The sequence below is a fragment of the Glutamicibacter uratoxydans genome, from assembly GCF_050753455.1.
In the GTDB taxonomy this organism is placed as follows: Bacteria; Actinomycetota; Actinomycetes; order Actinomycetales; family Micrococcaceae; genus Glutamicibacter; species Glutamicibacter uratoxydans_A.
In genome coordinates this window covers 878145-898004 of sequence record NZ_CP192736.1, presented here as the reverse complement: position 1 = coordinate 898004, position 19860 = coordinate 878145, and the positions used below count along the sequence as shown (strand labels likewise).

Below are 19860 nucleotides of genomic sequence, written 5' to 3'. Positions count from 1 at the left end.
CACCTAGAATCCCGGCTCATCATCAGAACCCCACGGCAGCTCCCCCACACTCTCACCGGCACAGTCCCCCACTGAGAGCCGCAACCGGAGGTCGGTGCGGAAGTCACCAGGTTGCGGCATGGGCGGCCGTTCTTGGTCTGGTTCCGGGGCCGAGAGCGCATCAGCGCGGCATCCCGGACAGATCGCTTGCGGGTTCGGATGCGCCCACAGATGCTCGTCGCATTCGGCGACCATCGGATCCGCCGGAACCGCCCGTGTGGGCGAGGTTTCCGGAGGGGTGAGGAACCCAGCCGTGGGTTGGGCTTCGGGTGCCGTGATCAACCAGGCCAACCCTTCGGGGTCTTGTTGACAGGCCTTGGCCACGTACCGCAGCGGACTTTTCACCGAAATGGTTCCGGCCCGGGCCAACACCAGATCAATCAACCGACGAGCTTGCAGCGCATCCAGCATCCGGAGTGGTTCGGGCATCAGAGCGAACAGCTGGGCAAGATTCACTCCCCGATGAATCTCAGCCTTCCCCGAAGAACCCGGATTATGATCATCGTCGTCCATCATCGTCTCGTCGCCCGAGGTGGATGCCGCGGGCACCGGGTCGGGGACCGTGCTGATTGATGATTGATGATTGATGGTTAAATCCGCGCGGGTTCCTTTAAGAGGCACCACAGGTTTTTGGTCGTTATTTGCCGGGCATCCGGTCGTTATTTGCCGGGCATCCCGATACCCGGCAACAGGTGCCGGGGCAGAATCACGCGGATTCGGATACCCGGCAGCAGTTGCCGGTTGATGCCCGGCAGTAGTTGCCGGGGCACAATCATGCGGATCTAGATACCCGGCAACTGTTGCCGGGTATGGTCCGGCGGCGACCAGCACCCCGTAGGCGGGGCCATCGGCGATGAACCCATCGGGTTCTTCACTCACCGGAAGAACCTGGGAGCGTACCGCGGCACTGCGTCCGGCACGCCTGGTTTTGGTCTGCTCCCACCGCTGGTCGCCGCGCAGCGCGAACGGTTCGATGACGGCCTTGTTCAGCCGGTACCGGTTCTCCAGGCGGGCCCCGGTGGCCTGTGAGCGCTGCTCCCTGACGGTGAGCACTCCTTTTTCACGTAGCGCCCGAATGCTGCTGCGGACCGTGCGCTCGCTGAACTGGCTGTGGTGGCACAAGAGCGCCAGGCTGGGCCAGCATTCCCATTTCTCATCAGCATGGTCCGCCAACAACAGCAGGATCATGACCTGACTTGAGGAGAAGTCACCTGAGCCGCCCAGCTTCCTGACCAGCGATTGTGCTTCGTTACTCATCGCCAATTCCCATCATTCGTAAGCCTCTACGTCTGTGTTTTGAGTGGCAGAATTCGTGGGTCATGGTTAGGCCTCTTCCTGAGCGTCGGAAGTGAAGATTTCGGGGTGTTGCTTCTGCAGTTTCGCGAGTTTCCGCTGGCCGGTGCGCACGACCTTGCCCAGGGCGTTAGCGATGTGCTTGGCGGTCAAGTCCCGCCCATGCTCGGTCAGCAGGGCGTGGAGGATGCGTTCTTCCTCGGCCGCCGGGTCCAGATAACGCACGCTGGACATCGACCGCGGCTGATCCCCGTCACCCGATACCGCAGAACCAGTCACGGAAGCACCTGCAGGCTCTTCGACCGGAATGGCTACTGTGTCTGCCACGGGCAGTGTGTTGCGCCATGGATCGACCTGACCGTTACTTGAGGCCATCCCGGCAGACACCGTCGCAGAAATTCGTGGAGCACGTGTCGTGTCGTGAGATGGCTCTACTGCCTGGGCTCGACCCCATTCCGCTACGGTAGATTCCACCTTGCCCAGTGCCTCGCCAAGGTTGGCTGATGCCGGGACCAGGTCAGGGCTGCGCTGGCCCTTGACAGGCCTCCTTGCGTGCTCCGCGGCGGCTACGGGTGTCACGTCGTTCAATGCACTCTGGTCGCTATCGGGTCGTGGTGTTGGCGGGGTCGGATTCGGTCGATCATCCCCCACCGGCACGAGACCAGCATCGAAGGCTTGGCGTTCGTGTGGGCGGGCAATGGCCAGCCTGCCAAGCTCTTCCGTCGCGGCGAACACACCAATGGGTGCCATCCCCGCAACCAGGGCGCCGATCCAGGTACGGAAATCATCCATGCTCCGCTCATCCAACAAGACGTGCCCGACATTGGCCAGCACCGAGACCAGAGTGAACGCGGCCAGTGAGGTCCAGGAGGCCCAGGTCTTTTCGCCACGGGAGCGATGAATCAGCACCGCGATCGAATAGACGAGGATGGCCGTATCGATAAAGATCGGCACGGCCCATCGCATCGCCGGCGGCAGTCCGGCCCATTCGGCCACAGCCACCAGACCGGAGTACGAGACCATGAAGCTGATCGCACCGACAAACCCGACCAGCCCGACAGCGATCCACAGCATCTTGTGCGAATCGGGGTCGATTCGGCGCGGTTGATCTTTGATGGTGGATGCAACGGTGTTGTGCGTATACTGGTCGTACTTCGAAACGCTTACCGAAGTGTTTGGTCCCTCGAACGATTGCAGTTCGTTCGAGGGGCTTTTTTCGTTCTCACTCATGGTTAGCCTTCCTCGAGAATGGTCAGAACCTCATCGATGGTTTCTTGCGCGTCGTTGAGGTTGGCCCGGATTTTCTCTATGGTGCCCGCGTCGACAATCACGGTCGTGTCCACGGTTTTCAGTAGCTGGGTGAGTACGAGCACCGCACGAGACCCGTTGTCGGCCAGTGAGGTGGCTTCTTCCAGATCAAGGTCGTCAGCGCCCGCACTGGTGTATGCGATCTGACCGGCGAGCTGGATCACCATGGGCAATGGCGCCTGGGAGTACTTGCCGTTGGAGCCGGTGAGGCGTTGGATGTTCTGCGCGCGGGCTTTCGCGTTGCGATTTAGAACTTCTGTAGCGTCAAGAGGAAAAATCCCGCCGTCCTCGGGTGCCTGATCCTCATCGAACGAAGAAGCAGACGTTGGAGTTGCTGGTTTCGGCACTTCACGGTCATAGAATTTGCCGTCAATGCCTTGGATCTTTGACGCAGGCGATTCTTCTGAAATCGTGGATTCTGCCTTGTTTTCAGCCGTAACGTTCGGCTCGTCGGCAGGTGTCCCATTTGGGACACCTGCATGTTTGGACTTCTGGATCTCTCGGTCAATGGTTCCCCGTCCGAGGCCAGTGGCGGTGCCGATGGCCCTAATGCTCATCCCTGCTTCACGGAGGGATCCAACAATTTCCTGTCGGTCTTCCATCGGTATCTTGATGTGGTGTGTACCGAACTCACGTATGCAGTAGTCGTTCCACGACGAATAGCCGAGTGCATCCCATGCGCGGCCTTGGTAGGCAATCTTGACCAATTCCCATGTGAATGACAGCGCCTGCCGAATCTTGTCCGTTACCTCGCGTGCTTCATTGGCAGCCAAAGCCTTTGTTTGGCCAGCTGGCAGCCCCTCGTCCTCAACGATGATCTCGACTTCGTGTGTTGAGCTCATGAGGCCCGTACCTTTGATTGCGCATCCTCAGTGTGGATTCCGTCGAAGAATCTCTGCAGTGGAACGCTGAGGTGCTCAGCAATGAGAATTAGCTCGCCAATGCGAAAGTCTGTTCGCCCAAGTAGCCGATCGTTTAAAGCTGGCTGTGACCGATTTATCCATCGGGCAAGCTGTTCTTGCTCTAGACCTTGTTTCAACATCTCGCTGGTGATGTTGGCGCGAAGATATCGCTGATATTCAGTAGCCATAGTTTCAATTTATAAGCTCAAATAATATTAAGCAACCCCCAAATATAAGCTGACACGATAAATTTCAGGCATACCGTGGACTAGTGACGATAATCCTTATACAGTGAAGGCATGACTATAGAGGTTACCAACCGAGCACATGTCGACCAGGCCGTGGGCATGGAGGTGAAAGTTTGGCTGATGCGCAAGAAGGTCACCCAGGCAGAAATTGCCGCGATGTTCGACCTTACGCAACCAGCCATTTCATCGCGCCTAAATGGCAAGACGCCGTTCACCTTGTCGCAGCTAATGGCCATCTCGGGTCGTCTTGGCATTACCCTCGGGCAGCTCTTAGGGGAAGAGATCTTAAACGAGTCTGGCCCCGACCCGCGTAATGCGGATCAGGGCCAGAATGAGCTCCTCCAGTTGGACTTGAACCAACAACCCTTCGATTAACAGTCGAATGCTCTGCCAATTGAGCTATGGAGGATCGCAACGAGTAATACCTTAGCACTGGCCAACCACGGTTTTCAAATCGGGTGGTTACCTTGCTCCGGACCGGTTTTCGACAGCAACGCATGAGCGTTGAAACGACGTCATCGTACCGAGCTCCTCCGCCTAGAGCTCACTTCTTATAGTGGTCTATCGCGTACTCTGCCAGCTCAAGCAATTGCTGTGCGGATTTGTCCCAAGAGTACTCCGTAGCCCGCTGCGCGGCACGCTGCGAGTATTCCTGCCAACGTTCCTGATCTGCCAATAGCTGGACTTGTTGTGCAAAGCCGTACGCATCGTCCGCACCCGCGTAGAGTGCCGCATCGGCTGCGACCTCCCGGAAAATCGGCATATCGGTGACTACCACGGGCGTACCGACATTCATTGCTTCGACCAACGGCAATCCGTAGCCCTCCTCCCGCGAGAGTGTCACCAAGGCAGTACACCGGCTGAGCAATTGTTGATACTGTGCTTCATCCACCCCGGAATGAAAGATCACCTTGGCATCATTTGGGAGTAACGCTGTAAGCTCGGCACGCCGCTGGTCACTTATCTGGCTCAGTAAATGCAATTCGAAGTCCGGAAGGAAGCGCATCGCGTGGATCAGCGTCTCAACGTTTTTATATTCCATGAAGGAACCCATATAGAGCAGGGTCTTATCAGGTCGTAGCGATGAATCACGTACCTGAGAGTCTCCGCTGGGGGCATTGGAGACCACTCCGATATGCTTTCGGGTCAACCGATGACGCTTGATCAGTTGTGCGGTGGTCTGCGAGACCGTCGCAACCGCGTCGGGGCGATTGAGCAACATTCTTTGCGGCCAATACACCTGATGGAAGAGGAACCAGCCCAGCCGGATCGGCGCCGGTAGAAATTTCGGGGCGCGAGGGTGCGAGTAGTAGATCAGGTCATGCAGGGTCAGGATCACCGGATACTTCCGCCCGAAGGTACCCATGGTCTGCATGGGAGAGAACACAACGTCGGGATGCAGTTTGTTGACCTGCAACGCAACCAACGGCTCGAGGACGCTGGTCGGGGACGATACCTTCAGGTAGGGAACCTCCGGAAGCATAGGCAGCTGCCGGACGTCATTAATCAGCATAGTAACGTCGGCCAGCTGGGAAGCAGCTTCAATAAGGCCCGCCGTGAAACGACTGATCCCGTCATGATGGGTTATACGGGTATACCGGGCATCGATAACGAGTTTCACGAGGTGAGTGGCCTTTGAGGTGGGCAGCTAATCAGAATTCAAGCCTACCTGCTTGGACTCGTGGACTTCTCCATCGACAGACGGGTCTTGAACACTCCGATCCTTTGTCAATAGCAGCAAGAAGTAAACCACCCCCGCTAGGCGCGCTAAAACCCATGTGCGCAAGGCCCCGGATCCCGAAGTCCATCCCGATACCCACGCCTAGCGGTCCAGCCAAGATCATGGCGCCAAAGGCGAACAGTCCCCCGAGAAATGGATACACAGCGAAACAGGTGACACCCAATCCGAGGTCAGGGGTGATACATAGGCTTTCAACCGTTGAACCAGCAGGCAGTCCCAATTGAGAGAACACAACGGACTAGGTCAGTGCTTGGAGCACCGGGCGACTTCATATCCGTGACGACGCTGCAGAATCCCAGTAGCGTCGACAGGATCAGCCCCAGTACGATGCTCATGGATCTGAGAAGGCTGAATGGCGATCACGGACACCAAAGTTCGCAGAGTGTTGGGCAACCTCATATCAAATGCGTTCGCCGCCCATTTGCCGACGAACAAGAGTTCCACGGGAAAGTCGCCGATCCATTTTGTCTCATACGAATGGCGGCACGCCTGACGTGTGACAGCTACTCGACTGCCACCCTTGGCTTCCTGCCGCCTCGAACCAGCCAGCAGCCCCGTGCGGTTGTCACGGCAATGGAATTAAAGCTGACGTTTGGCGCTGTGCGCTAGCGGATCCGGGAGACGAGTATTGCGACGCCGCTTCCCTCCAGCTTGCTACAGACCTCACCCCGTCCTGCCATGGCCATCACTAGATCCAGTAGCGAGCCACGGACCTCCGGTCCAGAACCGGTGGTGAATTCATCGTCAACTGCAATCAAGGAAATATCCTTGATCATGGTCTTACTGTTCACCGCGAAGTTTTTAGCGGCGAAGAATTCGGCAACCTCTCGAACCGCACGGATGGAAGGCATCAACTCGATTTCCAGCGGCCGAGCAATGTCTTGTCCGTGGACCAGAACTTCGCCGAGCATTCCTCGCACCGACCCCAACGGTGCAACTCGACTCGTGGACAACGATTGATAGCGCGCCAAGGTTTCCTGCCAATCCTGACTCAGGTTGCGGGTCAAGAGGCGTTCGTTGTGACGGTTCGTGTCAAAGCCGGAGCGCACCATATTAGCCAGCCAGCCTCCAGTTCCTGTGGAGCCGGCTGCACTGAGGTGAGCTACGGTCTGGCGCACATCCCAGTTCCCGCAAAGGGTCTGCGACCCCCACTTGTCGGGCTCCAGAGCTTGGAGCACCTCGCCTAGCCGTTGCCGTTCTTCGTCAATCAACCGCCATCTGGCTGCATCGTCCATGCGAGCCATCCTACTCGGCATGCGCCCATTCTTTCCGCAATATTTTTTGACTGTTCGTTCCCATATCGTCCTCGCTATTGCGGTCCTCAGAAAAAACGTGACTAATAAGTATTGCTACCTACCGCTACCTAGTTCTACTATCTACTTGTACCTAACATCGCTAAGTAGATAGGAGGGGCGGTGGGAACCCAAATGACCGAAATGCTGAAAGGCACCCTCGAAGGCATTGTGCTATCGATCCTCACCGAACGCCCCGCGTACGGCTATGAGATCACCGCAGAATTACGCGAACGCGGATTCACCGATATCGCAGAAGGCACGATATATGCACTACTGGTTCGGATCGAAACAAAGAAGTTCGTCTCCGTGGAAAAAGTGCCTTCCGCCAAGGGACCGCCACGCAAGGTCTTCACCCTGAATGAAACCGGCAGGGCCCAACTCAAGGGTTTCTGGTCATCCTGGAACGAACTGGTCGACCGAATCAACGCTCTCCCCCACGACAGCAAAGGACACTGAATCATGGCTACCAAATGGATTGAAATGATGACCGGATCACTGGAACAGAAGAAACAGTACAAGCTCAACATCGCTAGGCTGAAGGCGTTGGATCGACAAGGAACGAGCCCGACTGATCGAGGCAATCGCTCGGGCCGAGCAAAAGAAAGAAGATGATCAGCTATCCACGCAATAAAAGTTCGGGGGCTGCACAAGTCCTACAGGGATTTGCAGGGCTACGCGGTGTGGGCCTGAGCGGAGAATCCAGAAGCATCTAGGCACTGCTCGCTCCCATTGCACGGACTGGAGTGAGTCACCGGTGAGCTTTTTTGACTGCTTTGACCTGAGCCGAGAGGCAGGGGCAATGCCTCAGCCCATGCAGGGACACGCTGCTGCGGTTAGACATCACCGTGGGATCAGCATGCAATGAGCCAGCCATCTTGCTCGACGAGCCCGCCACCGGGCTTGATCCGCAGTCGAGGGTCCAGGTCTGGAACAGCATCCGTGAGATGACGACCTTCTGCACCACCGCCACGCTGCCCACCCAATACCCGAATGAAGCCAAACAGCTGGCGGACCGGCTCCGGATCTTTTCGTTGCACTCGCGGTGACCGTTGCGGGCATCTGGTGGGGGCTCAAATCCAGCTGGTAGCCGCAAGCGGAATTCACCCGCAGCACGCTGACCGAGAGACTCCCATGGGGTAGGGCAGGTTGAAGGAAAAGGAAAAGGTTCCGACTCGTGTGAAACAAGTCGGAACCTCTTGAAAGCTCCTCCAACTGGACTTGAACCAGTAACCCTTCGATTAACAGTCGAATGCTCTGCCAATTGAGCTATGGAGGATTGCAACGAGATATAACTTTACCCGAGCATCAACCAAAAACCAAAACGAGGTTCCTAGTTGCCGCGAAGGATCCTTCGACGCATCTCCAGTTCCATTAACTCCCGGTTGATCTGGGAGTATTCCTCACCTTCGGGGTTCATTTCGGAACGCTGCAGGCGTCCAATAAGTTCTGCTTTGCGGTGTGTGATTTGTAGCTCAATCAATCCGTTAATAATGTCGGTGCAATAGCGTGCCAAGCTATTTTCGTCCGAGGCAGGGATCGAAGTCACCGCGATTTCCGAAACTAACGACCGGAGCTGCTCCGGAACCTCTTCACGGATAACTTCTACCCAAGCGGTAGCCGAAGCGCCGGCGGCACTAGCCGCGACGATCGCCGAGTGGATCGCTGCATGTGCTGGTGCCATGAACCTCGCCTCGTAAAAGGCCTGCCACTGCTCGTTACCCAAGCGTTGCGGCTGTTGAACAATCACTTCCAGGGCCTGTCGCTCCAAACGCACAACCGGGTCCCGATGATCTGGACGTTCAAAGCCCGGCCCAGCATCCTGAGCCGGCACATCAGTTTCAGCCACCGGTTCTGCGGATTGGACAGTGGAACGCGGGAGCCGGGAACGCCGGATCGCGGCACCGACGGCACGGTTCACATCATCGTTATCCATCCCCAACCAACCGGCCAATTCACGAGAATACCCAGGACGAATTGCCGAATCCCTGATTTGCCCAACGATCGGGGCAGTTTTGCGGAGCGCCTGTACCCGGCCTTCGACGGTATTGAGGTTGAACTTCTTCAGTTCGGCGCGGATCGCAAATTCAAACAGTGGGCGCTTGAGTTCGATTAGTTCACGTACTGCCTCATCCCCTCGTGCCAGCCGCAGGTCGCAAGGGTCAGCTCCAGAGGGTTCAACGCACACGTAAGTCTGGGCAATGAAACGTTGATCTTCCTCGAAGGCACGCAGCGCCGCCTTCTGTCCGGCTTCATCTCCGTCAAAGGTGAAGATGACTTCACCACCACTGCCATCATCCTGCAAAAGCCGACGGGCAATCTTAATGTGGTCGGTGCCGAAGGCTGTACCGCAGGTAGCAACGGCGGTGGTGATCCCGGCTAAATGGCAGGCCATGACGTCGGTGTAGCCTTCCACAACCACGATTTGCCGCTCTTTGGAGATCTGTTTTTTCGCCAGATCTATGCCGTAAAGAACTTGGGATTTTTTATACAGCTGAGTTTCCGGGGTGTTGAGGTACTTCGGTCCCTGATCATCCTCGTGTAGTTTGCGTGCCCCAAAACCGATGGTGGCTCCGGCCAAATCACGGATCGGCCAGATCAGCCGACCGCGGAAGCGGTCATAGATACCGCGGTTGCCTTCCGAAAACATGCCCGTGAGCTTCAGTTCTTCATCGACGAAGCTCTTGGACCGCAGGTGCTTCAACAGCCCGTCCCAGCCCTTAGGCGCGTAGCCGACGGAAAATTGTGCCGCAGCCTGCGAGTCGAAACCCCGACCGGTCAAGAACTCCCGGGCAATCGAGGCTTCTTCACTACCCAGCTGGCTGCGAAAGAACTCTTCGGCGATTTTGTGCGCGTCCACCAGACGCTGGCGTTTACCGTACTCTTCCTTGCGAGGTCCGCTGCCCCCATCTTCGTAGCGTAATTCGTAGCCAATTCGGGAGGCTAAGCCCTCGACCGTCTCGCTGAAGGAGGAGTGATCCATCTTCTGAATAAACGCGATCACGTCACCAGACTCGCCACAGCCAAAGCAGTGAAAAGTCCCTAGCTGAGGACGAATGTGGAAGGAAGGACTGCGTTCATCGTGGAAAGGGCATAGGCCCTTATAGGAGCCTACTCCTGCGGATTTCAGCGTCACGTAGGACTCGACGATCTCCTTCAGATCGATGCGGTTACGCACCTCGTCGATATCTTCACGTCTAATTAGCCCTGCCATGACCCTCACTTTAGAGGTGGTTGCCCACCCTTACCCCTTAGCCATCTTCGCGTTGTGGACGCAGTATTCTGCGCGGAACGCACCCTGACCCTGCACCTAGAACAGGCGTTCGTTAAAACTTTCACCCTTGATCAAGGTGGCATGCCATTCCTTCGCCGAGGCATCGGTCAAGGAAGCCACCTGATCCACCACTACCCGCAATCGGGCGCTGTCATCAGCGGCGTCATGCCAATCGGCGGCGAAAATCGGTTCCAAATACTTCTCTTCGGTCTCCATCAGGAAACCCACAAGGTCAGTTAGTAATTCCCGCTGTTCGGCGTAAAGTGGCTGCCGGTCCTCATCGGTCATCACATAGGAGGCAGCAATCCCCTTCATCACCGCGATTTCGTGAGCCGTCTGCTCGGGAACGATCAACTGCGCGTTGTAGCGGGTCAATGCCCCCGTACCGTATTCGGCGCGGGTCGCATCCATCGCGGCCTGACAAAAACGTCCGATGAACTGGCTTGTCATGTCCTTCAGCGCCGCCATCGATCGACGCGACCCGTCGGCATGTGGCACCCATTCCACGGTGTGCTCCAACCGGGTAAGCGCCGACTCGATCTCGCTCTCCGCGGTCCCCGGTAAGTACCACTGCTTGGTCACTTCTAACGCCCGGTCGCGCTGCCCTGTATCGCGGAGCCAGCGCAATTGCAGGTTGCCGCCCACGATGGCGTCTTCCACGTCATGCACCGAGTAGGAAATGTCATCGGCTAGATCCATGACCTGGCCTTCCATGCACACCTGTTCGGGAACCGTGTCCAGTCCCTCCCGTAGCCAGCTAAACACCGGCAGATCATCGACGTAGGCGCCAAACTTCCCAGTTTTCTTGCCGTTGCGAATGGGTGCGTCGTCTCGGGTCCACGGATATTTGGACGAGGCATCTAGCGAGGCTCGGGTCAAGTTCAACCCGGCCGAGGCACCGTTGTGCCGGAAGGTTTTAGTTTCCAACCGAGTCAGCAGGCGTAGCGTCTGCGCATTACCTTCGAAACCGCCGATCTGCTCACACAGCTGATCCAGCGCCTTCTCCCCGTTGTGTCCAAAGGGTGGGTGACCTAAGTCGTGAGCCAGACAGGCGGTATCCACCACGTTCGGGTCACAGCCCAAGGCTGCCCCCAATTCGCGGCCGACCTGCGCTACCTCCAGTGAGTGGGTGAGTCGAGTACGGACAAAGTCATGCGAATACGGGGCAACCACTTGAGTCTTAGCACCCAGTCGACGCAAGGCCGAGGAATGCAGCACGCGGGCACGATCTCGCTCAAATGCGGTCCGGTAGGCCTTCTTAGCCGGTTCGGGGACCCAGCGTTCCTGATCGGCTTCGGTATACCCGTATAGTTCGGTCATACATCCCAGTCTAGTGAGTTTTTGGCGCTGGCTTGCGGGGTTATCCCCCGGAGATGTCCAGTTCGGCGGCAGCGATCATTGCCCGATGCTTCTCATCCATGTCCCGGCTGTCTAACCATCCGTCTGGTAGATGGGTTTTTTTCGGGTGACCAGCACGGCCACGAGTTCCTTCGGCATCCACTCCGGGATATGGCATATCCAAATCCAGTGAGTCCAACAGCTCACGCAATACGGCCAAGGATGGCACCTTGGCCAGTTCGGAACGAATTTCGCCGCCCACCGGGTAACCCTTGAAGTACCAGGCCATGTGCTTGCGGATGTCGCGCATCCCCTTGCCTTCGTCTTCAAAGTATTCGCTGAGCAGCTCCCCGTGCCGATAGACGGTGTCGGCAACCTTGCGTAGTCCCGGACGGAAACGATCCGCACGCCCTTCAAACGCGGCCTGCAGGTCACCGAAAAGCCATGGGCGGCCCTGACAGCCGCGCCCCACGACGATCCCGTCAATGCCGGTCTGCTGAACCATCTGTACGGCGTCTTCGGCCGAAAAAATATCCCCGTTGCCCAGCACCGGAACATCCGGTAGTGCCTCACGCAGGGTGGCGATGGCATCCCAGTCCGCTTGACCGGAATAGTGCTGACGCGCGGTACGGCCGTGTAGTGCCACCGCGGCGACCCCGTGGTCCCGGGCGATTTTCGCCGAGTCCAAATACGTCAGGTGATCCTCGTCGATGCCCTTGCGCATCTTGATCGTCAACGGAACCTCACCCTTGGCCGCCTCGGAGGTGGCAGCCTCGATGATCGAGGTGAACAACCCAGTCTTCCAGGGCAGGGCCGCTCCCCCGCCCTTACGGGTGACCTTGGGAACTGGGCAACCAAAGTTCAAATCGATGTGATCTGCCAAATCTTCGTCAACCACCATGCGTACCGCGGCGCGCACGGTCTTTGGGTCCACCCCGTAAATCTGGATGGAACGGAGCTCCTCATCGGCATCGTGGGAAATGATGCGCATAGACTCTGGATTGCGCTCCACCAACGCGCGGGCGGTCACCATCTCAGTGACATACACCCCGCCACCGTATTCTCGGCAGAGCCGACGGAAAGCGCGATTGGTAATGCCAGCCATGGGCGCGAGCACCACTGGAGTCTCGATGCGGTACTTACCCAACTGTAGGGGTGGTAGCTCGAGTTTCATTGGTGTCTGGGCGTCAGCGGAAGTTTCAGTCAACAGGGTCACCGACCTATTATCTCAAAGACTTTTGGTTTACAGATGAGATCTTGATCAAACCGATACCGCAGCCTGCTGGTGAAGCACCCGTTAAGGGCTCAGAATGATCGTATGACTAGGATTGCTTCGCCCGCGCGGCGAACCTTATGGGTGTTGGCCACCTTCTGTGCGGTGGTGATCATCACGGCGTTCGTGGTGGTTCTGTCGCGCCCGGGCCAAGCTCCCCTCGAAACCGGAACGCCCCAGGCCGCGGTGCAAGGTTACACGCTGGCATACATGGAGGAACGCTGGGATGAGGCCAACGCACTCTCGGCACAACCCGGTGACCGTCCGTGCAATTTGTACCACGTGGACAGCCAGCAGGGGATCGATCTTCTCAGCGTGCGGGAAAATGGTGACCGGGCTACCGTGCAGGTGCAGATGAACGACTCCTACCTCGGTGGCCCATTCGCTACCTGGCAGGGCAGCTATGAAGATGTCTTTGAATTAGAGCGCAAAGACGGCGCGTGGAAGGTCACCCTCGCCCCGTACCCGCTGTCCATGTGCACCGCTGCAGAGCTGGGGTACTGAGATGAGCACCGCCACCGGGATGGCCCCGGCCCCGATCCTCAGCACCGTGCGCCAATTGGTGCTACACCTGCTGTTCTTTATCTTGCTGATGGTTTTCACCAGTGGGCTCGCTAGTCTGCTGACCTCGGTTTTTCAGGGTTTCGCGGTGGACGAGTTCGGGTCCACCCAGCTTCCGCTAGCTTTGGCACAGACCATTATCGCAGGCCCTCTGGCCTGGATTCTGTGGCGCCAATTGCGCCGGTTCTTGAGCATCCAGCGGGAGAATTCTTCACTGGTCTGGTCTGTGCAGGCCGCGGCGGTCTATGCGCTGGCGGCCATGATCTCGGTTCACAACTTCAGCGTGCTTTTCGGTCAATTGGCCGCGGGTCGTCCGGGCTATTGGCAAGATCAGCTGGGCCTGGGTGTGGCGTGGGGTGTGTTGGCTTTCTGGCAGCACCGGATTCTGCGCCAACCAGAAATCGCGCCGCGACGGCTCCCGAATCTTGGCTGGCAAGTGGCCAGCTATTACTTCCTGCTGGTGGCAGCGCTCAGTCTTGCCGCGTTGCTATATCTCGGACTCGGCTCAATTCTCCCGCACGATGCGCTGACCCATATTTATGGCGCCGCAAACTTGCCGATGCTGGTCAATATCTGTGTCTGGGTGCTGATCAATGCCCTGATGTGGGCTTGGCATTGGTTTGGGCTGCGGTTACGGTTTGCTCAAGACGCTGTGGCGCAGCTGGCGTTGGTCGTGGCCAGCGCGGTGGCATCGCTGGCTTGCCTGCTCGGTAGCGTCTTCAGTCTCGCCAGCGTTCTGCCCCTGCCAATGGACGCGGACAGTGTGTCGGGTCGGATCGCTCAAGACCTACCGCTTGCCGCAGGATTCGCCTTGGCTGGTGCGCTCGCCTGGGTTTACTTTGCCGCGGTACTGGCTCAAGCCAATGCGTGGCTGCGCGAGGCCGGGCGTCAGGTCGTTAGTGGCATCGCGTTGGTGCTGGCGGCCAGCGGTTTCGGGATGATCATCAATGCCCTGCTCACCGCGTTTAATGCCCCGCTGATGGGAAACTCCGCCAGCGAGATCTTACGGGTGGGCACCGCGCTGTTGCTGGTGGGCATGGTGTCATGGCTAGTCTTTTGGCGCCCAGCGATCCACGCGCCCGCCGAGCACCGACGCGTCTACCTGACCCTAGTATTCGGGGTGAGCGCCCTGGTTGCGCTGGTCGCGCTCATCGTCGTCGGTTACCGGATCTTTGCCTACTTCCTCACCCCGGAGCAAGTGGGACCCACCCTGCTCGGTGAAGTTCGTGCCGCCTTGGGTCTACTCATTGCGACCACCGTGGTCGCCGGATACCACTTCGCGGTGTGGCGTAGCGACCGGAGCCAACTGCGTCGACCAGTCGCCGGATCGCCAACAGCGTCGGAATTCACAGCTGCCCCGGCACGCAACGACTCGCTGAGCGCACTGACCTTGGTGACCGATCAGGGCAATGCCCACTTGGCCGCGCAACTGCAGCAGCTGACCGGGTTGCCGGTGCAACATCTAGTACGCACCGATGCCAGCGCCAAACCGGTCACCGACGCCGTGGAGCTAAGTACCCGTCTGGATGAACTGCCTCCCGGAACCAGGCAGGCGCTGCTCCTCCTCCACGGCGAAGAGGTGCTCATCGTTCCGGTAGAAGCACAGTAAGACGTTGTGCCAGGTGCGGTACGGTGCGATGCTCAACGCGCCAAGTAGCGCGTCTGCCTATGGCCTTACCTCCGGCACCTTCCTTAGCTGCGGCTAACCCGATGCCCACTCGATTCACCCACGTCGGCCCCTCGTCGTCGATGATGCTCGAAAACAACTACGCAAGCGGCTCGCCCACTCAGCCTGCGGGAGCACGCAACGGAATAACCCCCGAAAATTACTTGTTGCCTCAAGTATGAAGAAGATCGGATTCTTGTCCTTCGGCCATTGGACCGACCATCCACAATCAGGCACACGCAGCGCTTCCGATGCCCTCTTGCAGGCCATCGATCTGGCCGTGGCCGCCGAGGAGCTGGGCGCCGACGGAGCCTACTTCCGGGTGCATCACTTTGCCCAGCAGTATGCCTCCCCATTCCCGCTGCTGGCCGCCATCGGCGCACGCACCAACCGCATTGAAATCGGTACCGGTGTCATCGATATGCGCTATGAGAACCCGCTGTATATGGCCGAAGATGCCGGTGCGGCCGACCTGATCTCCAAACGCCGGCTGCAGCTGGGCCTCAGCCGCGGTTCACCCGAGCAAGTGATCGACGGCTGGCGGCACTTCGGATTTACACCGCAGGATGGCGAGTCCGATGCTGACATCGGTCGACGCCATGCCGAGCGCTTCCTTGAAGTCCTCTCCGGGGAAGGTTTTGCCCAGCCCAGCCCCAAGCCGATGTTCCCCAATCCGCCAGGGTTGCTACGCGTCGAACCGCACTCGGATACGTTGCGTGAACGCATCTGGTGGGGTTCGGGTTCCAACGCCACCGCCGTGTGGGCTGCCAAGCTAGGCATGAATCTGCAGAGCTCCACACTGAAGGACGACGAATCGGGCAAGCCGTTCCACGTTCAGCAGGCCGAGCAGATCGAACTCTACCGTCAGGCATGGAAAGAGGCGGGACATCAGCGCGAAGCGCGGGTCTCGGTCAGCCGCAGCATCTTCGCGCTGACCGATGAACGCGACTGGCAGTATTTTGGTCGCGACCGCTACAGCTCGGATCAGGTGGGCAACATCGATGCGAAGACCCGCGCGGTCTTCGGCAAGTCCTATGCTGGGGAGCCGGATGAATTGGCACAAAAGCTGGCCGAGGATGAGGCTATCGCCGCGGCCGATACGCTATTGCTCACGGTTCCCAACCAGCTGGGTGTGGACTACAACGCCCACGTCATCGAGTCCATCTTGAAGTACGTGGCCCCGCAGCTGGGATGGCGCTAAACGCCACGGTTCCGGGCCAGAGTGATGGCCCCGGCCGTGGCACGCAGACCGAGTTGTTGTTGCGGCGCAAAGCGCTTAGATGGCAAGCCGGTTCCCCGCTGCACTCATGAGGTTGTTGGACGGCGGGGCCCGGAGCGGGAACCGGAGATCGACGCTAAGGCGATCGCCAACAAGGTCAGGATCGTCCCGGCAACGGTAGCCGGGTGCAGCAACGTCCCGGCGCTGGGAAAGAACATATCCAGCAACAAGGAACCCACCAATTGCCCACCGATCATCCCCAACCCGGTCAACAGCACACCGAGGTAACGCACCAGCAACGAGGAGATGACCACGAAGCACACCCCGAAAATCCCGCCGATGTAGTACCACCATTGACCTGGCAAGTCTGCCAGCCCCAGTTCAGCCGGGCGCAATAGCGCAAAACTGACCGCTAACATTATCGTTCCCACGGTGAAGTTCACCAGCGTCGCAGCCACCGGGGACCCAAACTCTCGGGCTTGCACCCCGTTGGATGCGGCTTGAAACCCCATGGCCGTGCCGATGAAAATCGCAAAGAGCAGCGCCGGAAGTAGCTGCAGCACGCTGCTGTCCACCGAAAGTCGTGGACTAGCGGCCCAGAGCACCCCGGCGATCGTGAGGATCGCACCGAGTAAACGCAGCGGGCTGATCCTGCGGCGCACCCCTAAGGCGAAACCCACACGGTCTACCAGCAGGGAGCCGATAGTTTGTCCGGTCACCAAGCAGACGGTAAAAAGCGCCACACCAACCAGCGGCACGGCTACCGCTTGGGAGATGATGGTGCTGGCACCGACCGCTCCGGCGATCAAATACCACCACGGAAAGCGGCGTTCATGCAGCACCGGAACGATCTTGAGTGCTGCCTTGCGGTAAGGCGCAACAAGCAGGCACATCAGGATGAGCAGAGCCAGCCCACCGATGAAGCTGATCAGGGCCGCCCCCACGGGTGAACCCATTTCTTGCCCCAACGCCCCATTAATCCGGCTCTGCAAGGGCATGGTTGCCCCACCAAATACGGCCAGCAGGAGGCCAAGTAGCAGTCCGCGTTTACTCGGTGCACCGAACTTAGCGGTGGGTGTGTTCGCCATGGAACTCCTTGATTGCTTTCGGGGCTGATCCTACGCTCAGTTCGGGGCAGTTCTCACTTCGAGCCCACCGTCCAAGTCATCTCACGCCATGTTCAACAGCCAATGCCATCCGGCGACTTAAAAGCCTTGGCGAGGCCCTAAGGACCCGGCCAAGGCTTGAAACTATGCCGCACAAAACTTATGCGTCACTGGCCATAATGTGTGTAGTGGAAATTACCGTGGCCTGTTCAACTTTCTCCAGTGCATCCACCAAGGAAGAAAGCACAAACATCGAAGAATCCACCTCGAGTTGCACCGGATACTGGTGGATCAGCATCGCCACCATGTCACGCACCGCCTCGGCCACCTCATCATCGGTGAAGGCCGGATTATGCCCGACCAGCACGTCCGTGGGAGCCTCGGCCCGAGCAGGAACATAGCTGACCGCGAAGGCCAAAATCTTCCCTCCAGCACTCTTGGGCTTATCGCGCAGTACCAAGGCACCTTGGGCCCCGGTGGCATCGTTGAGCAGCATCTGCTGCGCCGAACCAACGGTCATCTTGGCTGGATCCCAGTCGTGAACGGCGTTGTAGAAGTCCATCACCACCGTGGTCAGCTCAACGCTGCCGGTGGCGATCTCCTCGATCACCCGCTCATTACTTTCGAAATCCGGTTCGGCTAACGCCCCGGGTTCCAAAATCACGTCCCGTGAGATCTGAATGCTGCGCAGCCCCAGTGCGGCGACGAAACCGGCCGGAGCCTGGGCACTATCCCCGGGAGTCACCGTGTACCGGGCTTTCAGGGCCTGAGTCTGCGAGGCAGGGATGAGCGCACGTAACTGCTCAACCAGCGCACGCCCAATCCCCTGCCGACGATGAGTCGGCGCCACCTCAACATAGAGCCACAGTCGCTGCGGGTGCAGCGAGGAAGCAAACACCACCCCGGCGCCAACCGCTACGTCCTGGATCGTTGCCACCAAGCAGCGCGAGAACGGTGCGTCGGAATCGGCGCGCAACATGGTGCGGTCCTGGTGCGCCTGCGGCGAGCGCGGGTCACCGAAAACCTGCAGCAATTCCAGGTCATCGCCCGAACGCCAGGAGCGGAAGTTCACTTCGGTCATGCCCCTAGGCTCCGTTCAACCGCTCGGAAAGGTAGCTGGTGACCTGGTCCAGGGCGATGCGCTCCTGGCTCATGGTGTCACGCTCACGGATGGTCACCGCATTGTCCTCAAGGGTGTCGAAGTCCACGGTGATGCAGAACGGAGTACCGATTTCATCCTGACGACGGTAACGACGGCCGATCGCCCCGGCGTCATCGAAGTCGATGTTCCAACGCTTACGCAGCTCGTTGGCCAGATCCTTGGCCTTCGGGGACAAATCGGCGTTGCGGCTTAGCGGTAGTACGGCGGCCTTCACCGGAGCCAAGCGTGGATCCAGCTTCAGCACGGTGCGCTTATCCACCCCGCCCTTGGTGTTCGGAGCTTCATCTTCGGTGTAAGCATCCACCAAGAACGCCATCATCGACCGGGTCAGGCCGAAGGATGGTTCGATCACATAGGGGGTGTAGCGTTCCCCGGTGGCTTGGTTAAAGTAGCTCAGCTCGCTGCCCGATGCCTTGGTGTGGCTCGACAGGTCGTAATCGGTGCGGTTCGCGACGCCCATCAGCTCTCCCCATTCCGAGCCTTGGAAGCCGAAGCGGTATTCAAAGTCGATGGTTCCGGCTGAGTAGTGGGCGCGTTCGGAATCCGGCACGTCGAAGCGACGCAAGTTTTCCTCGGTGATTCCCAGATCCAAGAACCAGGCCCAGCAGGCTTCAACCCATTCGTTGAAGAAATGGTCGGCATCTTCCGGTGCGGTGAAGAACTCAATTTCCATCTGTTCGAACTCGCGGGTACGGAAGATGAAGTTACCCGGGGTGATTTCGTTGCGGAAAGCCTTACCGATCTGGCCGATGCCAAAGGGGGGCTTCTTCCGGCTGGCGGTGAGCACATTTGCAAAGTTCACGAAGATGCCCTGCGCGGTTTCGGGACGCATGTAGTGCAGGCCCGCTTCGTTATCCACCGGGCCGAGGTAGGTCTTAACCAGCCCGGAGAACAGCTGCGGGTCGGTGAACTGACCCTTGGTGCCGCAATCCGGGCAGGCGATTTCGCTCATCCCGTCTTGGGCTGGACGGCCCTTCTTGCTCTCGAAGGCCTCCAGCAGGTGATCCTGACGGTGACGCTTATGGCACTGGGTGCATTCGACCAACGGGTCGGTGAAGGTTGCGACGTGACCGGAGGCTTCCCAGACGGCCTTTGGCAGGATGATGGAGGAATCCAGACCCACCATATCTTCGCGCCCACGCACGAAGGTCTGCCACCATTCGCGCTTAATGTTTTCTTTCAGCTCGGTACCTAGCGGTCCATAATCCCATGCGGAACGGGAACCGCCGTAAATCTCACCGGCCTGGAAGACGAAACCACGCCGTTTGGCGAGGGAAATGACTTGATCAAGCTTGGACTGTGGCGCCATATCAACTCCATGGGTATCACGAGGCCGCTGGTTGCGGTCCGCAGGTGGAAACATACCTTTCAAGGTTAGCTCCCATTGCCCCGCGGCGTAGCATCGTGACGGCTGGGTGAGACGTGCAACTCATTAGGC

At 58.6% G+C, this 19860-nt stretch carries 17 protein-coding genes and 2 tRNA genes; 6 read left to right on the top strand and 13 right to left on the bottom strand.

Annotated elements, in window-relative coordinates:
- Positions 1–3 precede the first annotated feature (3 nt).
- The 3 genes from ACQQZ8_RS04210 to ACQQZ8_RS04200 all read right to left on the bottom strand — a co-directional run bounded on the left by ACQQZ8_RS04210 (position 4) and on the right by ACQQZ8_RS04200 (position 3482).
- Positions 4–1296 (bottom strand): helix-turn-helix domain-containing protein, encoded by a 1293-nt coding sequence (locus ACQQZ8_RS04210; RefSeq protein WP_431711441.1) that lies wholly within the window; start codon positions 1294–1296, stop codon positions 4–6.
- A 66-nt stretch (positions 1297–1362) separates the two neighbouring features.
- On the bottom strand, positions 1363–2562 hold the full coding sequence (locus tag ACQQZ8_RS04205) for a DUF2637 domain-containing protein (RefSeq protein ID WP_431711440.1): 1200 nt from the start codon (positions 2560–2562) through the stop codon (positions 1363–1365).
- Between the two features lie 2 nt (positions 2563–2564).
- On the bottom strand, positions 2565–3482 hold the full coding sequence (locus ACQQZ8_RS04200; protein WP_431711439.1) for a hypothetical protein: 918 nt from the start codon (positions 3480–3482) through the stop codon (positions 2565–2567).
- Between the two features lie 359 nt (positions 3483–3841).
- Between ACQQZ8_RS04200 and ACQQZ8_RS04195 the strand changes: the two genes are divergently transcribed.
- The gene (locus ACQQZ8_RS04195) at positions 3842–4165 is read left to right on the top strand and encodes a helix-turn-helix domain-containing protein (protein WP_431712131.1); all 324 of its coding nucleotides are present in this window, start codon (positions 3842–3844) and stop codon (positions 4163–4165) included.
- On the opposite strand, the gene ACQQZ8_RS04190 is transcribed toward ACQQZ8_RS04195, so the two are convergent.
- The 3 genes from ACQQZ8_RS04190 to ACQQZ8_RS04180 form a co-directional block, all read right to left on the bottom strand.
- Positions 4127–4199, bottom strand: a tRNA-Asn gene (locus ACQQZ8_RS04190). The two genes, ACQQZ8_RS04195 and ACQQZ8_RS04190, sit on opposite strands and share 39 nt — an antisense overlap.
- A 135-nt stretch (positions 4200–4334) precedes the next feature.
- Complete coding sequence (locus ACQQZ8_RS04185) at positions 4335–5411, bottom strand: glycosyltransferase family 4 protein (RefSeq protein ID WP_431711438.1); 1077 nt, start codon at positions 5409–5411, stop codon at positions 4335–4337.
- 725 nt (positions 5412–6136) lie between these two features.
- Positions 6137–6766 carry a maleylpyruvate isomerase family mycothiol-dependent enzyme gene (locus ACQQZ8_RS04180; protein WP_431711437.1) on the bottom strand — a complete coding sequence of 210 codons (630 nt, stop codon included), beginning with the start codon at positions 6764–6766 and terminating at the stop codon, positions 6137–6139.
- Positions 6767–6946: 180 nt separating this feature from the next.
- Between ACQQZ8_RS04180 and ACQQZ8_RS04175 the strand changes: the two genes are divergently transcribed.
- Both ACQQZ8_RS04175 and ACQQZ8_RS04170 read left to right on the top strand, forming a co-directional pair.
- Entirely contained in the window at positions 6947–7282 is a 336-nt protein-coding gene (locus ACQQZ8_RS04175; RefSeq protein WP_431711436.1) for a PadR family transcriptional regulator, read from the top strand.
- Between the two features lie 389 nt (positions 7283–7671).
- Positions 7672–7872 carry a hypothetical protein gene (locus tag ACQQZ8_RS04170; protein WP_431711435.1) on the top strand — a complete coding sequence of 67 codons (201 nt, stop codon included), beginning with the start codon at positions 7672–7674 and terminating at the stop codon, positions 7870–7872.
- Positions 7873–8029: 157 nt separating this feature from the next.
- Here the strand turns inward: ACQQZ8_RS04170 and ACQQZ8_RS04165 are convergent.
- From ACQQZ8_RS04165 to dusB, 4 genes are all read right to left on the bottom strand, one after another.
- A tRNA-Asn gene (locus tag ACQQZ8_RS04165) sits at positions 8030–8102 on the bottom strand.
- A gap of 54 nt (positions 8103–8156) precedes the next feature.
- The gene (gene dnaG, locus ACQQZ8_RS04160; RefSeq protein ID WP_431711434.1) at positions 8157–10037 is read right to left on the bottom strand and encodes a DNA primase; all 1881 of its coding nucleotides are present in this window, start codon (positions 10035–10037) and stop codon (positions 8157–8159) included.
- Between the two features lie 96 nt (positions 10038–10133).
- On the bottom strand, positions 10134–11417 hold the full coding sequence (locus ACQQZ8_RS04155; protein ID WP_431711433.1) for a deoxyguanosinetriphosphate triphosphohydrolase: 1284 nt from the start codon (positions 11415–11417) through the stop codon (positions 10134–10136).
- A gap of 40 nt (positions 11418–11457) precedes the next feature.
- The gene (dusB, locus tag ACQQZ8_RS04150) at positions 11458–12609 is read right to left on the bottom strand and encodes a tRNA dihydrouridine synthase DusB (RefSeq protein WP_431712130.1); all 1152 of its coding nucleotides are present in this window, start codon (positions 12607–12609) and stop codon (positions 11458–11460) included.
- Positions 12610–12753: 144 nt separating this feature from the next.
- Between dusB and ACQQZ8_RS04145 the strand changes: the two genes are divergently transcribed.
- The 3 genes from ACQQZ8_RS04145 (at position 12754) to ACQQZ8_RS04135 (ending at position 16136) form a co-directional block, all read left to right on the top strand.
- On the top strand, positions 12754–13212 hold the full coding sequence (locus ACQQZ8_RS04145) for a hypothetical protein (protein WP_431711432.1): 459 nt from the start codon (positions 12754–12756) through the stop codon (positions 13210–13212).
- Between the two features lies 1 nt (position 13213).
- Positions 13214–14878, top strand: coding sequence for a DUF5671 domain-containing protein (locus tag ACQQZ8_RS04140; RefSeq protein ID WP_431711431.1), 1665 nt, complete (start codon positions 13214–13216; stop codon positions 14876–14878).
- Positions 14879–15113: 235 nt separating this feature from the next.
- Positions 15114–16136: an LLM class flavin-dependent oxidoreductase gene (locus ACQQZ8_RS04135; protein ID WP_431711430.1), complete on the top strand. Its 1023-nt coding sequence runs from the start codon at positions 15114–15116 to the stop codon at positions 16134–16136.
- Between the two features lie 104 nt (positions 16137–16240).
- Here ACQQZ8_RS04135 and ACQQZ8_RS04130 read toward each other — a convergent pair whose 3' ends face one another.
- The 3 genes from ACQQZ8_RS04130 to ACQQZ8_RS04120 all read right to left on the bottom strand — a co-directional run bounded on the left by ACQQZ8_RS04130 (position 16241) and on the right by ACQQZ8_RS04120 (position 19731).
- Complete coding sequence (locus tag ACQQZ8_RS04130) at positions 16241–17242, bottom strand: DMT family transporter (RefSeq protein ID WP_431711429.1); 1002 nt, start codon at positions 17240–17242, stop codon at positions 16241–16243.
- A gap of 178 nt (positions 17243–17420) precedes the next feature.
- Positions 17421–18341: a GNAT family N-acetyltransferase gene (locus tag ACQQZ8_RS04125; RefSeq protein ID WP_431711428.1), complete on the bottom strand. Its 921-nt coding sequence runs from the start codon at positions 18339–18341 to the stop codon at positions 17421–17423.
- Between the two features lie 4 nt (positions 18342–18345).
- Positions 18346–19731: a glycine--tRNA ligase gene (locus ACQQZ8_RS04120; protein ID WP_431711427.1), complete on the bottom strand. Its 1386-nt coding sequence runs from the start codon at positions 19729–19731 to the stop codon at positions 18346–18348.
- Positions 19732–19860: the final 129 nt, after the last annotated feature.